The organism is Cyanobium sp. NIVA-CYA 375, assembly GCF_056108345.1.
Genome location: NZ_JBSYHW010000015.1, coordinates 25473 through 48927 on the forward strand (window position 1 = coordinate 25473; position 23455 = coordinate 48927).

At 62.5% G+C, this 23455-nt stretch carries 27 protein-coding genes and 1 tRNA gene; 11 read left to right on the forward strand and 17 right to left on the reverse strand.

Annotated features, from left to right (window positions below):
- Positions 1-47: 47 nt before the first annotated feature.
- The 8 genes from gatA to AC01FP_RS06010 all read right to left on the reverse strand — a co-directional run bounded on the left by gatA (position 48) and on the right by AC01FP_RS06010 (position 7102).
- On the reverse strand, positions 48-1532 hold the full coding sequence (gene gatA / locus AC01FP_RS05975; RefSeq protein WP_474478869.1) for an Asp-tRNA(Asn)/Glu-tRNA(Gln) amidotransferase subunit GatA: 1485 nt from the start codon (positions 1530-1532) through the stop codon (positions 48-50).
- A gap of 57 nt (positions 1533-1589) precedes the next feature.
- Complete coding sequence (locus AC01FP_RS05980; protein ID WP_474478871.1) at positions 1590-1829, reverse strand: DUF1816 domain-containing protein; 240 nt, start codon at positions 1827-1829, stop codon at positions 1590-1592.
- Between the two features lie 61 nt (positions 1830-1890).
- Positions 1891-3585, reverse strand: coding sequence for a 23S rRNA (guanosine(2251)-2'-O)-methyltransferase RlmB (gene rlmB / locus AC01FP_RS05985; protein ID WP_474478872.1), 1695 nt, complete (start codon positions 3583-3585; stop codon positions 1891-1893).
- Positions 3586-3600: 15 nt separating this feature from the next.
- On the reverse strand, positions 3601-3987 hold the full coding sequence (locus tag AC01FP_RS05990) for a ribonuclease III domain-containing protein (protein ID WP_474478908.1): 387 nt from the start codon (positions 3985-3987) through the stop codon (positions 3601-3603).
- 34 nt (positions 3988-4021) lie between these two features.
- Positions 4022-4366, reverse strand: coding sequence for an STAS domain-containing protein (locus AC01FP_RS05995; RefSeq protein WP_474478873.1), 345 nt, complete (start codon positions 4364-4366; stop codon positions 4022-4024).
- 95 nt (positions 4367-4461) lie between these two features.
- Positions 4462-5598 (reverse strand): glutamine-hydrolyzing carbamoyl-phosphate synthase small subunit, encoded by a 1137-nt coding sequence (gene carA, locus AC01FP_RS06000; protein WP_474478875.1) that lies wholly within the window; start codon positions 5596-5598, stop codon positions 4462-4464.
- Between the two features lie 22 nt (positions 5599-5620).
- Positions 5621-6664: an anthranilate phosphoribosyltransferase gene (gene trpD, locus AC01FP_RS06005; RefSeq protein ID WP_474478876.1), complete on the reverse strand. Its 1044-nt coding sequence runs from the start codon at positions 6662-6664 to the stop codon at positions 5621-5623.
- A 105-nt stretch (positions 6665-6769) separates the two neighbouring features.
- The gene (locus AC01FP_RS06010) at positions 6770-7102 is read right to left on the reverse strand and encodes a DUF3288 family protein (protein ID WP_474478877.1); all 333 of its coding nucleotides are present in this window, start codon (positions 7100-7102) and stop codon (positions 6770-6772) included.
- A gap of 76 nt (positions 7103-7178) precedes the next feature.
- Between AC01FP_RS06010 and AC01FP_RS06015 the strand changes: the two genes are divergently transcribed.
- From AC01FP_RS06015 to AC01FP_RS06040, 6 genes are all read left to right on the forward strand, one after another.
- Entirely contained in the window at positions 7179-8957 is a 1779-nt protein-coding gene (locus AC01FP_RS06015; RefSeq protein ID WP_474478910.1) for an ABC transporter ATP-binding protein, read from the forward strand.
- A gap of 91 nt (positions 8958-9048) precedes the next feature.
- Positions 9049-9327: a hypothetical protein gene (locus AC01FP_RS06020; RefSeq protein WP_474478878.1), complete on the forward strand. Its 279-nt coding sequence runs from the start codon at positions 9049-9051 to the stop codon at positions 9325-9327.
- Between the two features lie 95 nt (positions 9328-9422).
- Positions 9423-10052, forward strand: a complete 630-nt coding sequence (msrA, locus tag AC01FP_RS06025; protein ID WP_474478879.1) for a peptide-methionine (S)-S-oxide reductase MsrA — start codon at positions 9423-9425, stop codon at positions 10050-10052.
- 2 nt (positions 10053-10054) lie between these two features.
- On the forward strand, positions 10055-10351 hold the full coding sequence (locus AC01FP_RS06030; protein WP_474478880.1) for a hypothetical protein: 297 nt from the start codon (positions 10055-10057) through the stop codon (positions 10349-10351).
- 192 nt (positions 10352-10543) lie between these two features.
- The gene (locus tag AC01FP_RS06035; RefSeq protein ID WP_474478882.1) at positions 10544-10885 is read left to right on the forward strand and encodes a hypothetical protein; all 342 of its coding nucleotides are present in this window, start codon (positions 10544-10546) and stop codon (positions 10883-10885) included.
- 11 nt (positions 10886-10896) lie between these two features.
- Positions 10897-10970: transfer RNA gene (locus AC01FP_RS06040), tRNA-Pro, on the forward strand.
- Positions 10971-11045: 75 nt separating this feature from the next.
- Here the strand turns inward: AC01FP_RS06040 and AC01FP_RS06045 are convergent.
- Positions 11046-11279, reverse strand: a complete 234-nt coding sequence (locus AC01FP_RS06045; protein ID WP_474478884.1) for a hypothetical protein — start codon at positions 11277-11279, stop codon at positions 11046-11048.
- A 110-nt stretch (positions 11280-11389) separates the two neighbouring features.
- The gene (locus AC01FP_RS06050; RefSeq protein ID WP_474478885.1) at positions 11390-12169 is read right to left on the reverse strand and encodes a 3'-5' exonuclease; all 780 of its coding nucleotides are present in this window, start codon (positions 12167-12169) and stop codon (positions 11390-11392) included.
- A gap of 96 nt (positions 12170-12265) precedes the next feature.
- Here AC01FP_RS06050 and AC01FP_RS06055 point away from each other — a divergent pair, with 96 nt between their 5' ends.
- Both AC01FP_RS06055 and AC01FP_RS06060 read left to right on the forward strand, forming a co-directional pair.
- On the forward strand, positions 12266-12721 hold the full coding sequence (locus AC01FP_RS06055) for a peroxiredoxin (protein ID WP_474478886.1): 456 nt from the start codon (positions 12266-12268) through the stop codon (positions 12719-12721).
- Between the two features lie 2 nt (positions 12722-12723).
- On the forward strand, positions 12724-13461 hold the full coding sequence (locus AC01FP_RS06060) for a DUF1350 family protein (RefSeq protein WP_474478887.1): 738 nt from the start codon (positions 12724-12726) through the stop codon (positions 13459-13461).
- Here the strand turns inward: AC01FP_RS06060 and acs are convergent.
- Positions 13450-15432 (reverse strand): acetate--CoA ligase, encoded by a 1983-nt coding sequence (gene acs, locus AC01FP_RS06065; protein ID WP_474478888.1) that lies wholly within the window; start codon positions 15430-15432, stop codon positions 13450-13452. The genes AC01FP_RS06060 and acs overlap by 12 nt on opposite strands.
- Positions 15433-15538: 106 nt before the next feature.
- Between acs and AC01FP_RS06070 the strand changes: the two genes are divergently transcribed.
- Complete coding sequence (locus AC01FP_RS06070) at positions 15539-16225, forward strand: HAD family hydrolase (RefSeq protein WP_474478890.1); 687 nt, start codon at positions 15539-15541, stop codon at positions 16223-16225.
- On the opposite strand, the gene sds is transcribed toward AC01FP_RS06070, so the two are convergent.
- The 5 genes from sds to AC01FP_RS06095 all read right to left on the reverse strand — a co-directional run bounded on the left by sds (position 16222) and on the right by AC01FP_RS06095 (position 20774).
- Positions 16222-17193, reverse strand: a complete 972-nt coding sequence (gene sds, locus AC01FP_RS06075) for a solanesyl diphosphate synthase (RefSeq protein ID WP_474478892.1) — start codon at positions 17191-17193, stop codon at positions 16222-16224. The genes AC01FP_RS06070 and sds overlap by 4 nt on opposite strands.
- A 23-nt stretch (positions 17194-17216) precedes the next feature.
- Positions 17217-18041: a glutamate racemase gene (gene murI, locus AC01FP_RS06080; RefSeq protein ID WP_474478893.1), complete on the reverse strand. Its 825-nt coding sequence runs from the start codon at positions 18039-18041 to the stop codon at positions 17217-17219.
- A complete protein-coding gene (locus AC01FP_RS06085; protein ID WP_474478895.1) occupies positions 18038-19126 on the reverse strand; it encodes an N-acetylmuramoyl-L-alanine amidase in 1089 nt (362 codons plus the stop codon). The genes murI and AC01FP_RS06085 overlap by 4 nt, the downstream gene beginning before the upstream one ends.
- Before the next feature lie 8 nt (positions 19127-19134).
- The gene (locus AC01FP_RS06090; RefSeq protein WP_474478896.1) at positions 19135-19953 is read right to left on the reverse strand and encodes a carbon-nitrogen hydrolase family protein; all 819 of its coding nucleotides are present in this window, start codon (positions 19951-19953) and stop codon (positions 19135-19137) included.
- A gap of 65 nt (positions 19954-20018) precedes the next feature.
- The gene (locus AC01FP_RS06095; protein ID WP_474478897.1) at positions 20019-20774 is read right to left on the reverse strand and encodes a 2-phosphosulfolactate phosphatase family protein; all 756 of its coding nucleotides are present in this window, start codon (positions 20772-20774) and stop codon (positions 20019-20021) included.
- A 52-nt stretch (positions 20775-20826) separates the two neighbouring features.
- Here AC01FP_RS06095 and AC01FP_RS06100 point away from each other — a divergent pair, with 52 nt between their 5' ends.
- Together AC01FP_RS06100 and AC01FP_RS06105 are read left to right on the forward strand one after the other, a co-directional pair.
- The gene (locus tag AC01FP_RS06100; RefSeq protein ID WP_474478898.1) at positions 20827-22404 is read left to right on the forward strand and encodes a UbiD family decarboxylase; all 1578 of its coding nucleotides are present in this window, start codon (positions 20827-20829) and stop codon (positions 22402-22404) included.
- On the forward strand, positions 22404-22853 hold the full coding sequence (locus AC01FP_RS06105; protein ID WP_474478899.1) for an Rrf2 family transcriptional regulator: 450 nt from the start codon (positions 22404-22406) through the stop codon (positions 22851-22853). Before AC01FP_RS06100 ends, AC01FP_RS06105 begins: the two co-directional genes overlap by 1 nt.
- Positions 22854-22896: 43 nt before the next feature.
- On the opposite strand, the gene AC01FP_RS06110 is transcribed toward AC01FP_RS06105, so the two are convergent.
- Positions 22897-23268 (reverse strand): hypothetical protein, encoded by a 372-nt coding sequence (locus tag AC01FP_RS06110; protein ID WP_474478900.1) that lies wholly within the window; start codon positions 23266-23268, stop codon positions 22897-22899.
- Positions 23269-23455: the final 187 nt, after the last annotated feature.

Below are 23455 nucleotides of genomic sequence, written 5' to 3' on the forward strand. Positions count from 1 at the left end.
ATTTGCGCCCCGTACCAGGGCGAAACCACTAGATCTGGGGCCAGCGCCTAGGGCACCAATGGGGCCACAGGGCGAGCCTGCATCACTTGGGCAGCCAGTTCATATTGGTGAGCCACCTGAAGCAGGCGCGGCTCTTCAAGCACCCCCGTGATCAGCTGGAGGCCAATCGGCAGGCCCTCGAGATCAAAGCCGCAAGGCACATTGATAGCAGGCAGGCCAGCCATGTTTGCTGGGATCGTGAGCAGGTCGGCGAGGTACATGGCCAGGGGGTCGTCGCTGTGGGCGCCAAAGCCAAAGGCCGTGGTGGGTGAGGTGGGGGTGAGCAGCACATCCACCGCCTCAAAGGCCCGGTCAAAATCACGCCGAATCAAGGTGCGCACCTGCTGGGCTTTCTTGTAGTAAGCGTCCACATATCCGGCCGAGAGGGCGTAGGTGCCGATCAGGATGCGCCGCTGCACCTCGTCGCCAAAGCCCTCAGCCCGGCTGCGGGCAGTCATCTCGGCCAGGCTGGTGGCATCCGGAGCCCGGTAGCCGTATTTGACACCGTCGTAGCGGGCCAGGTTTGCAGAGGCCTCCGAGGGCGCAATTACGTAGTAGGTGGCGATGCCGTCGTTGAAGCGGGGGCAGCTCACATCCACCAGCTCGCAGCCCAGGGCCTCCAGCTGGGCGGCAGCGGCCAGCACCGCAGTCTTCACCTGGGGATCAAGGCCCTCAGCCTCGAAGCACTCGCGCACCATGCCCACCCTCAAACCAGCAACAGGCTGGTCAAGGGCGGCGACGTAATCGGGCACGGGGGCCTGCAGGCAGGTGGCATCGCGCGGATCCGCACCGGCGATCACCTGCAGCAGCTCGGCCGCATCCGCCACCGAGTTGGTGAAAGGGCCCACCTGGTCGAGGGAGCTGGCAAAGGCAACCAGGCCATAGCGGCTGACGCGGCCATAGGTGGGCTTCAAACCCACCACCCCGCAGAAGGAGGCGGGCTGGCGAATCGACCCGCCGGTATCGGAGCCAAGGGCAGCGATGCACTCGCCTGCTGCCACTGCGGCGGCGCTGCCACCGGAGCTACCACCAGGCACCCTGTCTGGATTCCAAGGGTTGCGGCTGGGGCCGAAGGCTGAGGTCTCGGTGGAGCTGCCCATGGCGAACTCATCGAGGTTTGTCTTGCCAAGCAGGACAGCGCCAGCCTGCCAGAGGCGTTCGGTAACAGTGCTCTCGTAGGGGGGCACGAAGTGCTCCAGCATGCGGCTGGAGCAGGTGGTGGTAACCCCCTTGGTGCAGAGGTTGTCCTTGATCGCCAGCGGAATACCTGCCAGGGGTGGCAAAGCTTCTCCAGCGGCGCGGCGGGCGTCGATACGGTCCGCATCTGCCCTGGCCCGCTCGGCAGTTATCTCGAGATAGGCGTGAACAGTGGGATCTACCGCCTGGATGCGGGCAAGATGGTGTTCGGTGAGTTCACGGGCTGAAACCTCACCCTTCTCCAGTTGTTGACGCCATTCGGCAATTCCCTGTTCGCGCGAATCAGCGATCCCCATCAACCCTATGGCCAGTTGAATTGGACGCTATCAGTCAGCGGCAACGGCCAAGACCCCTCAGTCGAGCTCGGTGAGTGGTTCCCCCCGACGGGTGCGCAGCAACTGGTGATCCAGGGAACCGGGAGACTCGGTCCGGAGGTCGTTCAGGAATGCCGGCAGATGGGTTTCAAGCGTGCCGCGACGCACGAAAGGGCCAAACCAATAGACAGCGTTTGGGGAGTGGGTTTCAACCCGTGCCCACCAGGCCAGGCCCAGAGCGTTAGCGCAGCTGCGCACTGGCCACAGCAGGGAATTCATCAGGCGGGGTCAGCAAGTTGAACATTCTGCCCGGCGACGGTACCGGGCCCCATGTGCAGAGTCACAGCTGAATGTCCCCAAGGAAACCTGACTTGCTGGACGGGTCGAAACCGAGCTCAATCCCCGATTCCGGCTCCGGCGAATCCACTGATGCACACAGCTCCTCAGCCACTACCTCTGCCAGTTCCTCTGTTAGTTCATCTGGCTCAAGCCCACGCTCAAGCAGGGGCTCAAGCTCAAGCAGGGGCTCGAGGGAGGCGTCTGCCTGGTTTGGAGAAATCTTTTCGGAGAATGAATTGCTCTCCTCGATAGCCTGGGTCGCCTCGCCTAAATCGAGGCTGGCGGCTGGAGCGGGCAGCTGGGGGCGCACCAGACGTGGAGCGGGCTGGGAGCCGCTCAAACCCTTCATCCAGCCCCGCCGAGCGACCTCATAGAGCAACAGGGCTGTAGCCACAGAGGCATTCAGGCTGGGTGTGGCACCACGCAGGGGGATGCGCACCAGCTGGTCGCAGTTGCGGCGCGTGAGCATGGATAGGCCATCACCCTCAGAGCCGGTAACAATCACAAGGGGCCCTGCCAGATCGGCTTCCTCCAGGCTGACTGTGCCCTCGGTTGCCAAACCCACGACCCGATAGCCCTCCTGTTTGAGGGTGTCGAGGGCGCGATTGAGATTCACCACACGGGCTACGGGCAGATGTTCAAGGGCACCGGCAGCCACCTTGGCCACCGAGCCAGTAAGGCCAGCGCTGCGGCGCTGGGGCAAAACCAGGCCATGGGCGCCTAGGGCTTCGGCGCTGCGCACAATCGCGCCGAGGTTCTGGGGATCGGTGAGACCGTCTACCGCCATTAGCAAGGCCGGCTCGCCAATGGTGGCGCAGCCCTCCATCAGGGTCGGCAGATCGAGAGTCTCGGCCGCTGCTGTCTGCAGGGTGATGCCTTGGTGCACAGCACCACCAGTGAGCTGACCCAGGCGCGCCCAGGTGACTTCCTCCACCAGCACTCCCGAGGATTTGGCCTCGCGCAGCAGCTGTAGAAACTTCGGACTAAAGCGAATTTCCGGCGTGCACCAGACCCGGTGAATCGGGCGACCGCTCTCCAGAGCAGCTTGAGCTGGGTGGCGACCCCAGATCAGGTCGGTACTGGGATCGACGCTGTGGCGCTCCGCATCACCACTGGGGGGCAGGCTATCGGCATCGACGATCAGAGGCTTGGCAGCGAACCTGCCAGGCGTGGGGCGGCCGCCTCCGTCGAAACGTCGACCATCTGCTCTACCACCCCCTTCAAAGCGACGGCCATCAGGGCGACCTGAGTCGGGACGGCGGCCCTGGGGACGACCTTCAAAGCGGCCCCCTGGTCGCCGTTCGTAAGGCTTGCTATCGGAGCCAGAGCGGTCGCTAGAAAAACGGGGAGCAGGCGGACGGTCGAAGGACGGACGATCTCCGGAAAAGCGCTCTGGCCGGCGGTCGCTGTAGGGACGCTCGCTGTCGCCGCGCCGTTCAAAAGGTCGGCGCTCGCCGCGACTGCTGGGGCGATCGGTTGATGCTTCTCGGCGGGGCTGGAAGCGGGATACACCCCTTGGAACGGGGCCTGCCCCGGGCTCGCGCCGGGCGTCCCTTTCCTTAGGCCCCTCCCGGCCTTCACCAGCTCCCTCGCGGCGCCATTCCGGCTTGGGACCGCTGAAGCGGCTTGGGCGGCCAGCCCCGCGGCCGCCGCTTCCCGCGCGCTTCTCGGGACGACGCTCAAATCGTGGGCTCATGGCGATGTCTGCAGGTTATGGATCGTTCTCCTTCAAGTGATCTAGCAGTTCGGCTAACCGGGCAGGCTCGTGGAGAAACAACCAACCGAGCAGGGCCTCAAGGCCAGTGGCCTGTCCATATGCCGCCGCGTCCCCCCGCCGGGGCCCCCGGCCAGCCCGATTGCGGCCCCGGCGCACCAGATCGCGTTCGGCATCACTGAGCTGTTGGTCAAGCCTCTCCAGAGCAAGGGCCTGGGCATCTGCGCGCACCACCTGAACAACTTCTTGGTGCAGGGTGTGGGAGCGGCCTGGACGCTGGCAGCGCTGCAGGCGGTGATGAAGCTCCCAGACCGCATCACCTAGCCAGGCCAGCTGCAGGGGCCCTAGCTCGGCTTGGGGCGGATGGGGAGCAAGGCCAGCCAGCCAACTCGAAGCCGGCTGGCTGGCCTTCAGGGGCTCAGGCGGGGAGGTTGCCAAGAGCTGTGTCGAGGTCGGGCTGCAGGTGCAGAAATTCTTCCAGGCGTACCAGCTTCACCGTTTGTACAACCCGGGCATTACCCACCACCAAAAACTTCTGCCGATCGGTGTTGCACTGCTTGGCAAGCTGCACTAGAGCGCCAAGACCGGAAGAGTCGAGGAAGTCGATGTGGCTGAGATCGATCACCACTGGCCGACCAATGCCGCGATGAGAGGCCACAAATTCCCCAAACTGTTTGTCGGAGTAGGCATCTAGTTGGCCAGTGAAGCGGAACAGCTGGCAGTGAGCCTGCTGCTCGAAGCCCCCTCGCAGGGACACCGTCAATCGCTGCAGGTCGTTGATGGCTCCAGTCCTCGATCTGTTCTGGGGCGAAGTGTAGGGAGCAAATTTGCCGTTGCAGAAGACGCAACAAAAGTGCGTCAGCGGCGGCTGGCCATCAGGGCCGTGAAGCGAGCAAAGTGATGATCGGCATCGTGGGGACCGGGACTTGCCTCCGGGTGGTACTGGATGCCAAACGCTGGAGCCCTAAGCATCTCAATAGCGGCCACGGTGTGGTCGTTGAGATTGCTGTGGGTCACCCGCACCCGGTCTAGGGGCAAGCTGTCTGGGTCTAGGGCAAAGCCATGGTTTTGGCTGGTGATCTCCACCAGACCAGGGCTACCGCAAGGGTGGTTCAGGCCGCGGTGGCCGAAACCCAGCTTAAAAGTTGTGCCGCCGAGGGCTAGCCCCAGGATCTGGTGTCCTAGGCAGATGCCAAACAGGGGCAGATCGGGCTGGGCAATTAGGCCTTTTGCGAGCTCGATGCCACTGCTAACGGCGGCCGGATCGCCAGGTCCATTGGACAGAAACACTCCCTCGGGCTTGTGACTGAGCACTTGCTCCAAGCTGGCAGCAGCGGGGAGCACGGTCACCTCGCAGCCGTGGGCAGTAAGGCGCTCAAGGATCGCCCGCTTGATGCCGAAATCGATCGCCACCACCTTGTAGGGGCGATCGGGCTGGGGCTGAAGACGGGCATCGAAGGCCGCCCCGCAGGCTTGATTCCAGCGATAAGGCTCTGGGGTGGACACCAGCGCCGCCAGATTGAGGCCCTGCATCGAAGGAGCCGAACGCACCTGATCAAGAAGGGCCACCGCCGAGGTGCTGTCGCTACAGATCGCGCCATTGATGGCGCCGCCATCACGCAAATGACGCACCAGTGCTCGCGTATCTACAGCGCGAATCCCAACTACTCCGTGGCGGAGCAGCCAGCTGTCCAAGTCCCCTTGCGAGCGCCAGCTGCTGGGGCGAGGTGAAAGCTGGCGGGCAATCACCCCCCGCACATGGGGACAATCCGCTTCTTGGTCAGCGTCGTTAACCCCGGTGTTGCCAAGTTCTGGGTAGGTGAAGGTGACCAACTGCCCGGAGTAACTCGGGTCGGTCATGACCTCCTGATAGCCGGTCATACCGGTGTTGAATACCACTTCTCCGATGGCCGTGCCCCGGGCCCCAAAGGCCTCACCCCGAAGCACGGTGCCGTCGGCCAACACCAGCAAGGCAGTGGCAGCGAACTCGCTCACGGGTTGAGGGCAGTTGATTCGATCATCCCGCAAGGGGGGCTGGCAGGGCGTCGCGCAGCCGCTCCAGAGCTTGCCAGCCAGCTCCACTGGCCAGGGCCTGCTGGGCCTGACTCACCCCAGCGGCGACCGAGTCGGTTAGGCCAGCGGCCCAGAGCACCAGAGCCGCGTTTAGGGCAACCACATCAGTCTGGGCGCGGCTACCTCGGCCCTGGAGCACAGCTTCGAGGATGGCTTTATTGGTGGCGAGATCTCCACCCGCCAGATCGGTGATCGGGGCCAGCTGCAGTCCCAGGCTCTCCGGATCAAGCTGGTCGCTACGCACAACTCCAGACTCCACCAGACGCAGCGAGTTAATACCCGCCAGGGAGGCCTCATCAAGGCCGCCGTGGCCATGCACCACCACTGCCCGACGCAGCCCCATTCGTGCCAGTGCCTCAGCCATCGGATCGAGCAGATCAGGCCGGGCCACCCCGAGCACCTGGGCCTCAGGCCGCAGCGGATTCACCAGTGGGCCGAGCAGATTAAAAACAGTCCGGACCCCCAGGCTGCGGCGCAGCGGTGCCAGTCCCACGAGAGCTGGATGCCAGCCAGGAGCAAACAAAAAGGTGACTCCCGCGATGGGTAGGGCAGCGATCACCTGCTCTGGTGGGGCCTGAAGGTGAATGCCGGCGGCCTCGAGCACATCGGCGGAGCCCACCCGACCACTGGCGCTGCGATTGCCATGTTTGGCCACACGGGCGCCGCAGGCAGCCGCAACAAACGCTACGGCCGTTGAAATATTGAAGCTGTCGGCCCCATCGCCTCCGGTACCGCAGGTATCAACAAGAGCTAGGCAGGGACGGGCAGCTGGCAGCGGACAGGCCTGGCGCAACACCTCTGCCATGGCCGCCAACTCCTCACCGCTTACTCCCTTAGCCCGCAGGGCGGCAAGCAGTCCCCCGGTGAGAACTGGATCGATCTGTTCAGCCAGCCAGCCCTGCATTAGCGAGGTGGCCTGTTGAGTGGACAGCGATTCGCCATTAAGCAGCTGGTCCAACAGGGCTGGCCAGGACTGAACAATGGCCATAGCTAGAAAAAAGCCCGGGTGCAAAGCACTCCGGGCCGGGTGATGGGGACTTCCCCACTATCACCCGAAGAAGGGGTAAATGGCGATGGCTGCCCTGGTGAGTTGTCAGCTCTGCTCCTGGTCCGCGGTATCGAAGCTTGAGCCCACCGCCTCACTCGCCGCCGGTGCAGGCCGGTAACCCTTAGCCCAGATCGCCTTGGTGCGGCTGTGCAAATCATTCCGGCTCATGCCCCACAGGCGCAGGGCCTTGGCTAGATCGGAGCTGAGATCACGGGCACCAGGAAAGGCCTCATATCTCATCAATAAGCGGGCTGCATCAACCAGGTTTGCGTCGGCTGGCACCTCGGCAGCAAGTAGCCGATCCACCACATCCCTGTCAGTGGCATAAAGCGGATGGCTTTGGTCGCCGCTGCTGGATTTGGACGGATCGGAAGCCATGGCGGAGCCGTTGCTGAAGCCAGCCTGCCGGAAAAGCAGCTCCCTAGGTTGGTGGCACCTGTGCACCCGGCCCCTGATGGGAGCCATTCGGCTGGATCTGATCCTTCGCTATCTGCGGCCCCATCGCAAGGTGGTGATGGTTGGCGTCGCCGCCCTTGTGGTGGTGAACCTGCTGAGCGTCTCAATCCCCCTATTGGTGCGTCGGGTAATCGATGACCTCCAGGATGGTTTCGCTCTCCAAGACGTGCTGACTCAAGCGGCCCTGATCGTCGCCCTGGCGACGATGATGGGCGCGGCACGGCTCTATTCCCGAATGTTGGTGTTTGGCGTGGGGCGCCAAGTGGAGGCAGACCTAAAGCAACAGATTTTTGATCACCTGCTTAAGCAGGAGCCTGGCTGGGTGCAAACCACCGGCAGCGGCGAAGTGATCAGCCGGGCCACCTCCGATGTTGAGAACGTGCGCAAGCTGCTGGGCTTCGCCGTGCTCAGCCTCACCAACACGGTGCTTGCTTACGCCCTGACGCTTCCGGCAATGCTCTCAATCGACGCCTGGTTGACCCTGGCGGCGATTGGGCTCTATCCGCTGATGTTGATGGTGGTGCGTCTGTTTGGCGGTCGCATGATGCGCCAGCAACGCCGCCAACAGGAGGCTCTGGCCTCGCTGAGCGACTTGATCCAGGAGGACCTTTCCGGGATCAGCGCCATCAAGATTTACGGCCAGGAGAGCACCGAACAGGCCGCCTTTGCGGGTCGCAACCGCATCTACCGAGATGCCGCCCTGAATTTGGCCCGCACCCGCAGCACCCTGTTCCCGCTGCTGGAAGGCATCTCCTCAATCAGCCTGCTGCTGCTTGCTTTGGGCAGTGGCCAACTAGAAAGCGGACGCCTCAGCATCGGCGACCTTGTTGCTTTAATTTTGTTTGTGGAGCGGCTGGTGTTCCCCACCGCTCTGCTGGGCTTCACCCTCAATACCTTTCAGACAGGTCAGGTGAGCCTGGAGCGGGTAGAAGAGCTGTTGAGACGCCGCCCCTTGATCATTTCGCCAGTTTCACCAACCCCCCCTGCCTTGCCCAGCCAGGGGGCTGTTGAGGCCCGGGGCCTCACGGTGCGGTACCCAAACGCTCCCCGACCAGCGTTGGTGGATGTCAGTTTTGAGCTCAACCCTGGTGAGCTGGTAGCGGTGGTGGGACCCGTGGGCTGCGGCAAAACGACCCTGGCCCGGGCCCTTGGCCGCATGGTGGAGGTAGATCCGGGCCAGCTCTGGTTGGATGGAGTCGATATCACTGACCTGGAATTAGCTGAGCTGCGGGCCCGGGTGGGGCTAGTACCACAGGAGGGCTATCTGTTCACCGCGAGCCTTGCCGACAACCTGCGCTACGGCGAGCCCGATGCGCCGTTGGAGCGGGTAGAGATGGCTGCTCGCCAGGCCAGGCTTGAAGGTGATATCAAGGGATTCCCCGATGGTTACCAGACCCTGGTCGGGGAGCGGGGCATCACCCTTAGCGGCGGCCAGCGCCAGCGCACGGCCCTGGGAAGGGCCCTGCTAGTACGTACCCCGCTATTGGTACTGGACGACGCCCTAGCCAGCGTCGACAACACCACCGCAGCTGAAATCCTGCGCACAATTCGCCGCGAGCAGGCCAACGCCCAGTCGAATATGCAAGGACTGGGTCGCACGGTGCTGATGATCAGCCACCAACTCTCGGCCGCAGCCGCCTGTGATCGTGTTTTGGTGCTTGAGGAGGGGCGGCTTGTCCAGCAAGGGCACCACAGCGAGCTGCTGGCTGTGCGCGGAACTTACCAGCGACTCTGGGACCGAGAACAGGCAACTGAACAACTGAAGGCAGCCGGCTGATCTCAACACTTGTTGAGCTGTTCAGACAAGCGACCCGGATTGGGCTTAGGTGGGAGGTGTCGCCTCTCGCGTTCCCCGTCCAGGAGCACCCATGGAGCCAGTTGCCCCGTTTTCCGGCTTGCCCTATCGGCTGCGCTGCACCCTGACTTTCGGCGACATTTACGGCCAGATCCTGATCTGGATGCTGGTGATATTTGCCAGCCTGGCGGCCGGACTGGCCTTGATGGGAACTAGCAAGCCGATTTTTGCGCTGGTGGGTGTGGGTCTGATCCTGGTTCTATCATTGCCATTTCTGCTATTCGTCTTCACCACCACCCTGTTAAATCACATCGCCTTTGAGCCCGACGCAGCATCTAAAGGGACTGCCTAGGCTCGAAATTAACTGCGATTACCAGCGTGTTCGGGCTGTTTCAGAGCACTCCTCAGGCCCAAAGCCCCCATGCTGTGCTGGGCACTCCGATTGACATGGCCCCAAAAGCCGGTCAGGCGGAAGCATTTTTTGGGTGTGGTTGTTTCTGGGGAGCAGAAAAGGGCTTTTGGCGCCTGCCTGGAGTATTCACCACGGCTGTGGGCTATGCCGGGGGCTCGCTTCAGGACCCCAGCTACGACCAGGTGTGCTCCGGCCGCACCGGCCACAGTGAGGTCGTGCGGGTGGTCTGGGATAAATCCCTGATCGATTTCAGTGATCTACTCAAGTTGTTTTGGGAATGCCACAACCCCACCCAGGGGGATCGCCAGGGCAATGACCGAGGCAGTCAGTATCGCTCGGTCATCTATGTAGAGGATCCAGGCCTGCTGACCCAGGCAGAAGCTAGCCGTGACGCATATCAGGCCCTTCTGACCAGCGCCGGCTTTGGGGCGATCACCACGGAGCTGCGCAGCAACCAAACCCTTTGGTTTGCCGAGCCATATCACCAGCAATATTTAGCCAAGCCAGGTAGTCGCCCCTACTGCTCGGCCCAGCCGACTGGCCAGAGGCTCGCAAATTTTGCGGGTGCGTCCTACAAGCTCGACCCACGTGTGTGGTCTTCTTACGACTGGTCAGTGGCCCACTGCATTTTGCGGGGTGACAATGACCCTATTCAGCTGGCCTGACCATGTTTCTGCCGCTGCTTGCCCTTGCCCTGCTCTCCATGGGGTCGCCCTGGTGGGAGGACTACGGCATCACTGAAAAGTTCATCTGCCCCGATCAGCGCCGGGTCATCCTGGAGCGCAATGACGCCCAGGCCTCACTCCTGGCTGGCCGCTTCCGATCCACCCTATTTCGCGTGGCTTCAGAATTGCCAGGCATTCGCTACAGCAACGAGCAGCTAACGCTGATCCTCAGGGGAGATGTGCTGATCATGGAGCAACAATTCTTGCGGTTGGAGTGCTTACGCACAGAGCAAGTATGAGGAGCCAGTTCCTGTGACTCCTTTACCCGATCGAGTCGTGATTCTCGGGGTGTTGATCACCCTGGGACTCTGTTTTTCCCTGATTTTCTGGAGCGTCAAGCTGAATCCGCGGCCCGAGCCCCAGCTCCAATGGCGAGATAGACCTTCCAGCCAGCCATCTGGCTGGCCGAGCGATCCCAAGCCCCACTTGCTATGAGCAAGCTCGTTCCCAAGCCTCGCAATCGCCCCCTGCATCCGCTGCCCAAGGGGCTGGTAGAGCTTTACGGGTTGCTGGCGGTGTTGTTTGTGCTGGTGCCGGAATGGATGGCTGGTGGGGCCCTGCTGAGTTTCTCGGCCAACCGCAAGGGTTCCGACCTGCCTGCAGCCTCAGCCGTATGGAGCCGATTGCCCGAGTTGCGGCTAGCTAGTCTCGGGGTCGGTGAACTGAGGCAGCTGGCCAGTCGCCTGCGAATTCCCGGGTACGCGGTTCTGGGGCGAGAGCGACTCACCGTGCGGCTTATCCGACGGCTGAAACAGCGCAAAGCGCTGTGGTAGTTTCAACCTGCCGGGGCGTAGCGCAGCTTGGTAGCGCACCACTTTGGGGTAGTGGGGGTCGCAGGTTCAAATCCTGTCGCTCCGATTTTTAACCGTCCACCATTTTTGGTGATTTCTTTTTTTGCCGGCTTCCCCAGCCGGTTTTTTTGCCGCCAGTCGTTCACTCAAGCCGGGTGCTCACCCGGAGGCGTTCCAGCCAAAGGTTGACGCGAGGTCGCAACCGTGGCGGCACCTCCTGCAGCAACTGGCCCAGCTCCTGGGCCGCTAGCCGGCGTATATCGCGCACGTCGACCCGCCATAGCCCCTCCGCCTCTTGAATCAGCCGCGCCCAAGTGCGCACTGCCTGCCAGCGGAGCAGCCGTTGCTGCGGCATTCGACCAGCCATGGGATCCATGGCAAATATCAATCCAGCCTGCGGAGGCCACGGCCAAATGGGGTGAAGGTGCCGTTCGGCTTCAGAGATTGGAACAAAAGCTTTACGTATCACAAGTCCCAGTTTTGGGCTCAAGCTGCCACCGAATCGGCCTCCACCCGCTGCACCAGGAAAGGTAAAGACTCGGCTTGGCGCTTGCTGAGCCGGCGGCTCCAGGCACCCCGCACCGGCTCATTCCAGCGAAAGCCTGCCTGTTTGGCCTTATGTCGTTCGGCATAGGGGAGATTGGCCCGGTAGAGCAGCCTGGGCTCTAGTGCTGCCACGAGTAGGGCCTCCAGATCGGAGCAGCGCTCCAACACCTGAACGAGGTAGGTGCAATCGGTGAGGGCCCGATGGGCAGCCCACACTGGAACCCCGTAGGCCAGGGCCAGATCTCGTACCGAAGGGGCCGACCGCAGGTGCCGCTCTGGCGGCCACTCGATGTCATCCATCGAGCAGATCCAGGGCTTTTCAATTGAAGGCAGCGGTTTTTTGCCAAACCATTGGGCATCAAAAGCAGCGTTGTGGGCGAGCACAGCGTCGGCCACCTCCAGCAGGGCCTGGAAATGCTGGAGGCCCGCCTGCCAGGGCTGGGATAGGCGGGTCACCATTGCAGCTATGCCGTTGACATGTTCTGCTGGGTTCTCCGCCGCCGGCAGCAAAAAGGAAACCTGGCTCAATACCGACCGACGGGGCACGTGAAACAGAACGGCTCCTACCTCAATGCACTGGGCTGATGCTGGGTCAAGTCCCGTGGTCTCTGTGTCAAGGACCAGCAGGGTGGTCGGCGGTAGCTGGGACCGTGTTGGCACAAAGCTGAGCAGGTCGCTTTGCTGCCAGAGGCTGGGCTGTTCCTCGATCGGGCCAGTCACGTCTGCCTGCTCTGCTAAATCCATCGTCCCAGTTCACTGTGGCGGCAACCAGGGGCAACTGCCTAGGGTTAAAAAACCAATTTCGTTTTTGCTGATATGGGCTTAACCGCCGGAGATCGAGCCCCCCTCGTAGCCCTCAGCGATCACACCGGCAGCGAGCGTCGCAGCGATCAGCTAGCCGGCAAGGCATTGGTGCTGTTCTTCTATCCAAAAGACGACACCCCAGGCTGCACGGCTGAGGCCTGCGCCTTCCGCGACAGCTACGCCGATCTCCAGGCTCTGGGGGCTGAGGTGTGGGGTGTCAGCGGTGATGATCTGGCCAGCCACCAACGCTTTGCAAGCCGCCACAACCTGCCATTCCCCCTATTGGTGGATGGGGGCAACTCGCTGCGCAAGGCCTTCGGGGTGCCAAGTGTGCTCGGCTTGCTGCCAGGCCGGGTCACTTATGTGATTGATGGTGAAGGGGTGATCCGTCACGTGTTTAACAACCTGCTGGATGGCTCAGCCCATCGCAACGAAGCTCGGGCGGCCCTGCAGCGCTTGGCCCTTTGAGCATGCTTGGCTGGCGGCAGCGTGGTGATATTTGGCAGTTAGATGCCAAGCGGGCCAACCGCGGTACGGTCGAATTCATCGGCGGCAGCTACCTAGCGGCCACTCCTCAGCTCAGCTACCGGCGGCTTTTGGAAGGTCTCGCGGTTCGGGGCTGGCGGATTCGGGCCTGGAGCTATGTGCCCGGCTTTGACCACCAGGACCAGGCCAATACAGCCTGGCGAAGGTTCCGCCAGTTGCGGGATGCCGATGTTGAGGGCGAAGAGCCTGGCCAGGTGTGGCTGCGGCTAGGCCACAGCCTGGGGTGCAAGCTGCACCTGCTGGCGCCTGATGGAGGCCGGGGCGCCGCCGGCCTGGTGTCCCTGAGCTTCAACAACTTCTCAGCTGAGCGCTCCATACCGCTGCTGGCGGAGCTCGGGCAGCAATTCAACTTTCGCAGCGAATTCAGTCCTTCACCGGAGGAAACCCTGCAGCAGGTGGCGCGCACCTATCTCCAACCCCGCAACTTATTGGTGCGCTTCAATCGCGACCAAATCGATCAGAGCAAGCGGCTGCTGGGGGTGCTGCAAGGGCGTCGAGGAGATGCCAGCCGGTTGATGGAACTCCCAGGCGATCACCTCGCTCCAGCTAGCGCAGGGTTGCGTCAGAGTTTGCTAGGTAAGTGGGCAGACGATCCCACCAGAAAGCGAGCCCTGGACAGCATCGCGGCGACGATTGATAACTGGGACGGCCTAAACCCTTAGGGCATCGAGTACGGAACGATCTTCCAAGGTGGAGGTGTCACCGGTCACTTCCTGGCCGGAGGCCAGGGACCGCAGGATGCGGCGCATGATTTTGCCGCTACGGGTTTTAGGTAGGGAATCGGTGAAGCGAATTTCATCGGGCTTGGCGATTGGGCCGATCTCCTTGCCCACATGGGCCCGCAACTCGGCAATCAGGGCGTCTTCGCCGCTGCGGCCCGTCTCCAGGGTCACAAAGGCCACAATGCCTTCACCCTTGAGCTCATCTGGCCGGCCCACCACCGCCGCCTCGGCCACGGCCGGGTGGCTCACCAGGGCGCTCTCAATTTCCATCGTGCCTAGCCGATGGCCACTCACGTTGATCACGTCATCAACTCGGCCCATCACCCAGAAGTAGCCATCGGCGTCACGGCGGGCACCATCACCGGCGAAATAGAGATAGGAGCCATCGGCGGGTCTGATCTCCTCCCAGTAGCTCTTGCGAAAGCGCTCCGGATCGCCATGCACGGTGCGCATCATTCCTGGCCAAGGCCTTCGCACTGCCAGGTAGCCACCGGCATCAGCCGGCTGGGATACGCCGTCCATGTCGACGATGTCAGCGGCGATTCCAGGCAGGGGCAGGGTGCAGGAGCCAGGTTTTGTGGGGGTGGCGCCGGGCAGGGGGCTGATCATCACGCCGCCGGTTTCGGTTTGCCACCAGGTGTCCACTACCGGGCAGCGGTCGCCGCCGATCACATCCCGGTACCACATCCAGGCCTCGGGATTGATCGGCTCCCCCACGGTGCCCAGGATTCGCAATGAGCTCATGTCGTATTGATCCGGCACGGCTCGGCCTCCCTTCATAAAAGCCCGGATCGCCGTGGGGGCGGTGTAGAAGATTGTGCAGCGATGCTTCTGAATTACCTCCCAGAAGGCACCTGGCTTGCTCGGCCTGGGAGCACCCTCGTACATCACCGTGGTGGCGCCATTGGAGAGGGGCCCGTAGACGATGTAGCTATGGCCGGTGATCCAGCCCACATCGGCCGTGCACCAGTGGATGTCGTCCTCGCGGATGTCGAAGATCCACTGGAAGGTGAGATGGGCCCAGAGGTTGTAGCCGGCGGTGGTGTGTACTACCCCCTTAGGTTTGCCGGTGGAGCCAGAGGTGTAGAGCACAAATAGGCGGTCTTCGCTGGCCATGGGCTCGGCGGGGCACTCTGGGCTCTGCCCATCCACCAGCTCGTGCCACCAGTGGTCCCGGCCGGTAGCCATTGCGCAGTCGCCCTTAATTCGCTGCACCACCAGCACATGCCCAACGCTGGGTGCGCCGCCATTAGCCGCGAGTGCCTCATCCACCGCGGGCTTGAGGGGCACGGGCTTGTCCTTACGAAAGCCACCATCGGCGGTGATCACAGCCTTCACCTGGCCATCGATCAGCCGATCCCGTAGGGCATCGGCTGAGAAGCCGCCGAACACCACCGAGTGGGGGGCACCGATGCGGGCACAGGCCAGCATGGCAATCGCTGCCTCCGGGATCATCGGCATGTAGAGGGCAACTAGATCCCCCTTGCCGATGCCAAGAACCTTGAGGGCATTGCTGGCTTTACACACCTCGGCATGCAGTTGGCGGTAAGTAAAACTGAGGCTGTCGCCGGGCTCCCCTTCCCAAATCAGGGCGGTCTTATCTGCCCGAGGGCCATCGAGGTGGCGATCGAGGCAATTGAAGCTCAGGTTGGTGGTGCCCCCTGTAAACCACCTAGCGAAAGGCGGATCACTCCAATCGAGCACCGAATCAAAAGGCTCAAACCAGTGCAGCTCACTACGGGCCAGGTCGCCCCAGAAGGCATCGGGATCACTTTCTGCCTTGCCGCAAAGGGCCCGGTAGGCATCCAGAGAGCCAATGCGGGCCGAGGCGGCCAGCTCAGCTGGCGGCGCAAATAACCGTTGCTCCTGGAGCACCGATTCGATCGTCGGGCCCGTTGTGGCATCAGGCATGGAGCAGAGGAAGACAGATGCTGGCAGCCATTCAAGCCAGCTCGCGCTTTATCCGAAGCTGCCTTGCGCTGGCATGTAACGGGACGTCGTGATGCAAAGTAGGTATATGGGTCCTGCCGCTTGCCTGTTCGATCTCGACGGCCTGCTCCTCGACACTGAACCACTACAAGCCCGGGCCTGGTTTGAGGCTGCAGTCCATTTCGGCTGCGAGCTCAGTGCTGAACAACTGCTGAGCCTGCGTGGCCAGCGGCGGCTGGATTGCGCAGCCCTGGTGTGCGGCTGGATCGCTGCTACAGGAGCCAATTCCCCTGGTTGCGACGCCCTACTGGCCGTGCGTCAACCGCTAGCCGACGCACTGGTGCCAACCGCAGCAGCCATGGATGGCGCCGCGGAACTGGTGCAGGCCTGCTGGGATCGCCAGATCCCCATGGCCCTGGTCACGAGCAGCACCCAGGAGGCGGTCCGGCGCAAGGCTGCACCTCACCAATGGTTGGAACTGATCCAGGAGCGGGTCTATGGCGATGATCCGGCGCTGGCTGCTGGCAAGCCCGCACCTGATCCATTTCTGCTTGCAGCTGAACGCCTTAACACCAAACCCTGCGATTGTTGGGCCTTCGAAGATTCAGCCGCAGGCATCCAAGCTGCCGTGGCGGCGGGCTGTCACGTGTATGCCCTGCTCCCAATCAACGAAGGCCAAAGAAGTGAAGCCGAAAATCCACAACACATACCAGAAGGCGTGACCTGGCTGAAGTCACTTAGAGATGTGAGCTGGAGGTGGCTTGAGAAGTATTAGTAGAGCCGACTGAGCACGAAATCAGGTAGGGCCCTCAGGGCGCTGCGCGGCTCTGAGGGGGCTAACCAGCCCAGAGCTTCAGCCGCTTCCTGGGCGAAACCCTCAGCTAGATCCCGGGAGCGGGGAATAGCCTCGCAACCCCGGACCAGCTCTAAAGCCTGCTCAAGGTCGCCCTCTTCACAGAATTCGCGTTCAATCAAGCCAGCCAGGGCAGGGCGCTCTTGCAGGGCATAAAGAGCGGGGGCAGTGAGATACCCAGAGGCCAGGTCACTGGCTGCTGGCTTGCCGAGCTGCTGATCACTGCCAGTGAAATCGAGAATGTCGTCTACGACCTGGAAGGCCAAACCCAGCTGGCGGCCGAAGCGGTAGAGGTCATCGAGCTGGGCCCCTGGCAAACCGGTGAGCACCCCAGCTGCCTTAGCACTATTCGCAATAAGGGAGGCTGTTTTGCAGTAGCTCTTTTCGAGGTAGGTCTCGAAGCTCTGGCCGGTGTCGTAGCGGAAAAGGCCCTGTTTCACCTCGCCGTCTGCCAAATCCATGATCACCCGGCTGAGCAGCTTCACCACCTCGAGATCATCGAGATTGGCTAGATGCCAACTTGCCTGGGCGAAAAGGAAATCCCCTGCAAGCACCGCTACTCGATGGTTGAAACGGCTGTGCACCGTGTCAACGCCGCGGCGGGTTGCAGCCTCATCGACAACGTCGTCGTGGACGAGAGAAGCGGTGTGGATCATTTCAGTGATCTCAGCCAAGCGGCGGTGGCGGGGGCCCAACTCACCGTCTGGGGCTACTGCCCGCGATACCAGAAGCACAATGCCGGGCCTAAGCCGCTTACCACCTGCAGCAAACAGATGCTCAGCTGCCGCCTGCAAAATTGGATGACCAGCTCCTATAAGGCTGCGCAAGTCGGCCAGCAGGGCATCCAGATCAGCCTCCACGGGCTGGAGCAGCTCTGCAACCGTTGCCACAACACCTCCGCTGTGGCGAGATCCTAGAAGGCTTGCGCCACCGACCGCAGGTCCACCCGCTCAACCGCTGGCCGGTAGCCCAACCAGCGGCTTGCCCCGTCAGCGAAGGCATCTGCACACCCACTGACGCAGACCCGGGTGCGCTCGGCTGGGGACATCACCTCCACGGCAACGAGTTCGCCTTCCGGCAAGCCACCCATGCTTGCCAAAAGGGGCCCGAGGCGACGTACCGCCGATTCAGCTGGATCAACAAGCCGCACATGGGGAGGCAGCAGGTCCGTGAGCAAGGGGCGCAGCATCGGGTAATGGGTGCAGCCCAGCACCACCGTGTCGACACCAGCGGCTAGCAGGGGCTCCACGTATGCCTTGGCCTCCGCTACTAGGGCTGGAGCCTGGAGATCACCGGCCTCGATCAAGGGCACAAAGGTGGGACAGCCCACCTCAAGCACAAAAGTGTGGGGCCGGCAGGCATGGATTGCCCGCCTGTAAGCACCGCTTGCGGCTGTGGCGGGAGTTGCCAACACTCCCACGCACTCGCTGTTTAGGTCGGCAGCAACGCTGTCGATCAGGCCCACCACGGGAACACCGGCCTCCGCCACGGCCACATCAAGAGCAAGGGCATTGGAGGTGTTGCAGGCCATCACCAGAACCCCCACCTGCTGGTGGCGCAGCCAAGCCACCACCTCAGCAGCTATGCCGCGGATATCGGCGACGCTGCGCTGGCCATAGGGAACTCGAGCCGTGTCGCCGAGATAAAGGCAGCAGGAATGGGGATAGCGCTCCTGCAGACGCCGCAGCACAGTCAGCCCACCAAGGCCACTATCAAATAGCCCCACCAAGGCGCTCATGGCCGCTCCTGCAGGGCGTTAAGAATCCCAGCGCTCAGAGCTAAGGCCATGCGGCGCCGGAAATTGGCATCGGCGAGGCGCCGAGAATCGATCTCTCCGGTGAGAAAGCCCATCTCAACAAGGGCAGAGGGCATCACCGTGCGGCGGATCACGAAAAAGCGTCCGGTGCGCACGCCGCGATCAGGACTGCCAGGGGATATGGCCACCATCTGCTCCTGCAGCGCCACAGCAAGGCGACGGGAGGGGGATCCCGCACCCTCAAAGAAAAAGGTCTCGATACCGTTCACATCTGGGCGGGCCATGCTCAAGGCATTGGCATGCACGCTCACAAACAGATCGGCGCCACTGCTGTTGGCCAGGGCTACCCGGGGAGGCAGGTCAACGTCTACCTCTGAGGTGCGTGTCATCAGCACTTGGACGCCGCGAGCTTGCAACAGCCGGGCAATTTGCAGACAAACATCAAGCACCACGTCGGTTTCCCGCAGGCCGCCAATGCCAACTGCGCCGGGGTCGGGCCCACCATGGCCAGGATCGATCACCACCTTGAAGCGTCCTCGGGGCACCACCGGCAAGCCATCGGCGGAAAGGGGCATAGCTGCGGTGGGGAAGGCGGTCTGTTGCTCTGCGCCAAAACGGGCGACAGCATCGAGGTCTCCCTCGCCGATGCCCAGCCCAGCTTGATTGCCAAGTCCTGGCAACTCCATGCGCCAACGGTCGCGGGAGGTGCCTACCAGGCGCAGGCCAGCGGGATCAAGTTGGGTGCCCGGTGCAAATTCCAGCACCAGGCGGGTAGTGAAGCCATCGGGGCGGCCGATCCGCACCTCACGCAAGGCACCATTGCCACGCACAGTGCGTGTGCGCGATGGGGCACCGGGCAGGTCTACCCACACCCGGGGGCCCCTAAAGCCAGTGCCCGCTTCAAAAAAGGCCTGGGGGCGCACATCGATGCTGGTTCGTAACTCCAAATCACCACTCCTCGTGACGCGCCAGGCCGCCAGGGATGATGCCCAGGCCGGCAGATCGACTAGCGCCAAAGCAAGCGCTGCCAGAGCAGCAGTCCACCGGAATTTGACAGGCCAGGGCATCGAGAAAGTCAGAACAGGGCCGGCCGGCGGTGATTGAGGCTGGGCATCTGGGCCCGCACTCTCAGGGCATGGCCCGGATCGATCGGGGCAATTGCAGAGCTGACACTCACGCCGGCATCTGCCAGCACAGTGCCCCAAGGGTCGATCACCAAAGCATGGCCGTGGCTCTGCCTACGTCCGTAGTGCTGGCCCGTCTGGGCGGGAGCAACGACATAGGCGGTGTTTTCAATTGCACGGGCTTGCAGCAGCACCTGCCAGTGGTCCTTGCCGGTGAAAGCTGTGAAAGCCGCAGGCACAAACAAAACATCTGCACCAGCCTGGGCGAGGTGGCGATACAACTCCGGAAAGCGGACGTCGTAACAAATAGAGAGGCCGATCCTGCCTAAGCCCGGGACATCAACTACCGGGGGCAGTTGGTCTCCTGGCTGCACCGTGGCCGATTCCCGATAGGTGTTGCCGTCAGGCAGGTCGACGTCGAATAGGTGAATTTTGTCGTAGCGGGCAAGGAGCTGGCCCTCTGTGCCCACCAACTCAGCGCGGTTCAAGGTCTGCCCCGGTCCCGCCGGGACGGGAAAGCCCCCACCTAACAAGGTCACTTGATAGCGGCGCGCCATGGTGACAAGAAAGCTGCTGCAGCGCTCCGCCAAAGATGGAGCCAATTCAAGGCGCTGCTCGTCCTCCCCCATGAAGGCGAAGTTCTCAGGGAGGCCGACCAACTCCGCTCCGCGACGGGCAGCAAGCTCGATCTGCTCTTCCGCCGACGCGAAATTCGCATCAGGATCCGGCGTGCTTGTGAGTTGCACAGCTGCCGCCAGAAAACTGCTCACCGACTTCCCCAACCATTCCCGCGAACTTTAAGGGAAGTGCCAGGAGGCCTTCCGCGCCCCTGCGATCAGCTGGCCTTAAGCACGCCGGGCTCTGCCTGGAAGGGCACTAGTTGCAGGCTGTCGACAGCTGCGCAGCAAGCAAAATCGGCGTCGTGATCGCCGAGATTGATCAGGCGCTGGCCGTGACTGGCAGTGCGCAAGCAGGTCTCGGTATCGAGGTGCCACTGCTGCCAGAGAGCAAGGGCCGCCAGCATTTCGTCGTTGCCGAAGCTCACACCGATGTGGGGAGCCACCGCCATCTCAATCGCCGCAGAAGCAACGGCACCGGCGGCGAGGCTGTCTTCCAGGGAGTAATCGCCTTCCCAGCCGCTGCCCACGATCCATACCCGCTTGCAGTCTTGCTGCAGCAGGCGCCGGGCCACGGCACTGCGGTTGGGAAGACAGGCCGTCAGCAGCAGCGGCACCGACTTAACTGCCGCCAAGGAGCGGGTGCCATTGGTGGTGCTCATAAATATGCGCTTGCCACCCACCAGCTCGGGGGTGACCGCAAGGGGGGAGTTACCCAGGTCGTAGCCCGCAACCCTCTGGCCGCCTCGCTCACCGGCACGCAGTCGCTGCTGGTCTGGCCAGGCAGCCGCCGCAGCTTCAAGCTCCTCCAGGTTGGCGAAGGCCTCGATCGCCTCAGCTCCGTTCTGCAAGGACCAAGCAATCGTGGTCGTTGCCCGTAGAACGTCGATAACTACGGCCGCGTCGGGCCCACCCTCCGCCAGGGACCTGACCGGTGGCACGCATTCAGAGGAGTGGAAGTAGGAAATTTGCACAGCCGCGGCCCCAGTTCAAGTGCGTCACAGTAGTCACCACTCATAAAAGTCGATGCCGAGTAAGGGAATTAGTCAACGCAGTCGCCGGGATTTGCGCGGCTTCATCGACCTCCTGGAGCAACGGGGCCGGCTGCGCCGCATCACCGCCCCGGTGGATCCAGATCTGGAGTTGGCCGCGATTGCCGACCGGGTCCTGGCCGCTGGCGGACCGGCGCTGTTGTTTGAAAATGTGATCGGCTCCACCATGCCGGTGGCCGTGAACCTGCTGGGCACCCAGGAGCGGGTGCTGTGGAGCATGGGCATGGAACAACCAGAGGAGCTGGAACGGCTGGGCGAGCGCCTGGCCCTGCTGCAGCAACCCCGTCCCCCCAAGGGGGCCCGGGAGGCGCTGCGCTTTGGCTCGGTGCTGCTGGACGTGCTCAAGGCCCGGCCCGATCTCGACCTCACCCCTCCCTGCCACCAGCAGGTGTTTAAAGGCGAGGCTGTGAATCTCGATGCCCTGCCCCTGCTGCGGCCCTGGCCCGGCGACGGCGGCAGGATCATCACCCTGGGGCTGGTGATCACCAAAGATCCAGAAACCGGTACGCCCAATGTGGGCGTGTACCGGCTGCAACAGCAGTCGGCGAACTCAATGACCGTGCACTGGCTGAGCGTGCGTGGAGGCGCCCGCCATCTGCGCAAGGCGGCGGCGATGGGCAAAAAGCTGGAAATCGCCATTGCCATCGGCGTGCATCCGCTGCTGGTGATGGCGGCCGCCACGCCGATCCCGGTGCAGTTGAGCGAGTGGCTGTTCGCCGGCATCTACGCCGGCGAGGGTGTGCGGCTCGCAAAGTGCAAAACGGTGAATTTGGAGGTGCCGAGCCACAGTGAGGTGGTGCTGGAAGGCACGATCACCCCTGGCTCTGAGCTGGCTGACGGACCATTTGGCGACCACATGGGCTTCTACGGCGGCGTCGAAGATTCGCCTCTCGTCCAGATCCAGTGCGTCACCCAGCGGCGTGATCCCGTGTACTTCACCACCTTCAGTGGCCGGCCCCCCAAGGAAGACGCCATGTTGGCGATCGCCCTAAACCGGATCTACACGCCGATCCTGCGCCAGCAGATCCCCGAGATTGTCGATTTCTTTCTGCCGATGGAGGGGCTCAGCTACAAACTGGCCGTAATAGCCATCGATAAGGCCTATCCAGGCCAGGCCAAGCGGGCGGCGATGGCCTTCTGGAGCGCCTTGCCCCAGTTTACCTACACCAAGTTTGTGGTGGTGGTGGACAAAAGCATCAACATCCGCGACCCGCGCCAAGTGATCTGGGCGATCAGTGCCCAAGTGGATCCGCAGCGGGATTTGTTTGTGCTCGAAGACACCCCCTTTGACACGCTCGACTTCGCCAGCGAGCGCTTAGGCCTGGGCGGCAGGCTGGCGATCGATGCCACCACCAAAATTGGTCCGGAGAAGCGCCACCCCTGGGGCGAACCCCTTAGCCGGCCTGCCGAGCTGGAGGCAAGGCTCGATGCCCGCTGGGCCGAGCTTGGCTTGGCCGATATCGGCAAGGATGAGCCAGATCCAGCCCTATTTGGCTACACCCTGGAGCACGTGCTGGAGCGGCTGGCGGGGCGGGCAACGGCTAAGGCCTGATGCTTTCTCGCCAGGCCAGCCATGCTCTCAAGGCCCTGTTGGGGCTGGCAGCAAGGCCACTGGAGTGGCAGTCAACCCACGCGCTGGCCATGGCCCATCAACTACCCGAACCCATGCTGGAGCAGCTGCTGCTGCGCCTACGCCGGGCCGGGCTGCTGGATGGGAAGCGGGGTCGCCTGGGCGGCTACCGACTCACCAGGCCAGCGCGGGACATTTCAATGGAGCAGATTTTGGCAGGGCTGGGCGAAACTTTGAAAGAAAGTGCGAATCGGTCTGCAACGTCGGAGCCGGCTAGCTCTCCAGCCGATCAAGTGACCCATGCGTTGCAGCTACGGCTAGAGCGGGTCCGGCTGAAGGCGCTGGCCGAACTCAGCCTCGAGGATCTACTGTTCGACCTGCGCAGCGCCGTAGCCGGATCCGATAGCGAGGGTGGGGTGATGCTGGGTTGAGCCATGGGCCTCCCCACCGTTCATTGCCGGAGCAAGCCGATGCTTAGTCGCAACCCTCCACCGACACGCGATAACTGAAGCCAGTAGAGGCGGGCATCTTGGTGGCACCCACCCGCACATTCACCTGGTTCGTGCGCCGGCCAGGTACGGCCGGGAAAGGACCGAAGACGTGCCTCTGCTCAGGTTGAAGGGTGCGATTCTCATTCACCACGCGAAGGTCGCTGTTGTCGGTGAACCGCAAAAATGCTGAAGTTGGGAACACCGCCTGCTCTGTCGATGCCGACTGCAAGTTGATGCGATAACTGGCGTAGTTACGATCCACCGCAAAGTCTGTGTTCCAGTTGTTGCGGCGAAACAATCCATCCGGACTGATGCGTTTTTGCACAACGGGCTCACCACCTGCTGCAACGGGCATCAGAAACCGACAGTTGGCTTGAGCTGCGCCAGCGTTAGTTGATAACACGAGAACGGTAGCGGTTGCTAACGACACATTTAGCCGTAGCGCAATCCTGCCAGCATGGATAAAGGGCACCTCGAAAAAAGAGGAATTCCAAGCCTGCAGTCATCTACAAAAAAACGCCTTACGGCGCCAAGGGGTCTAC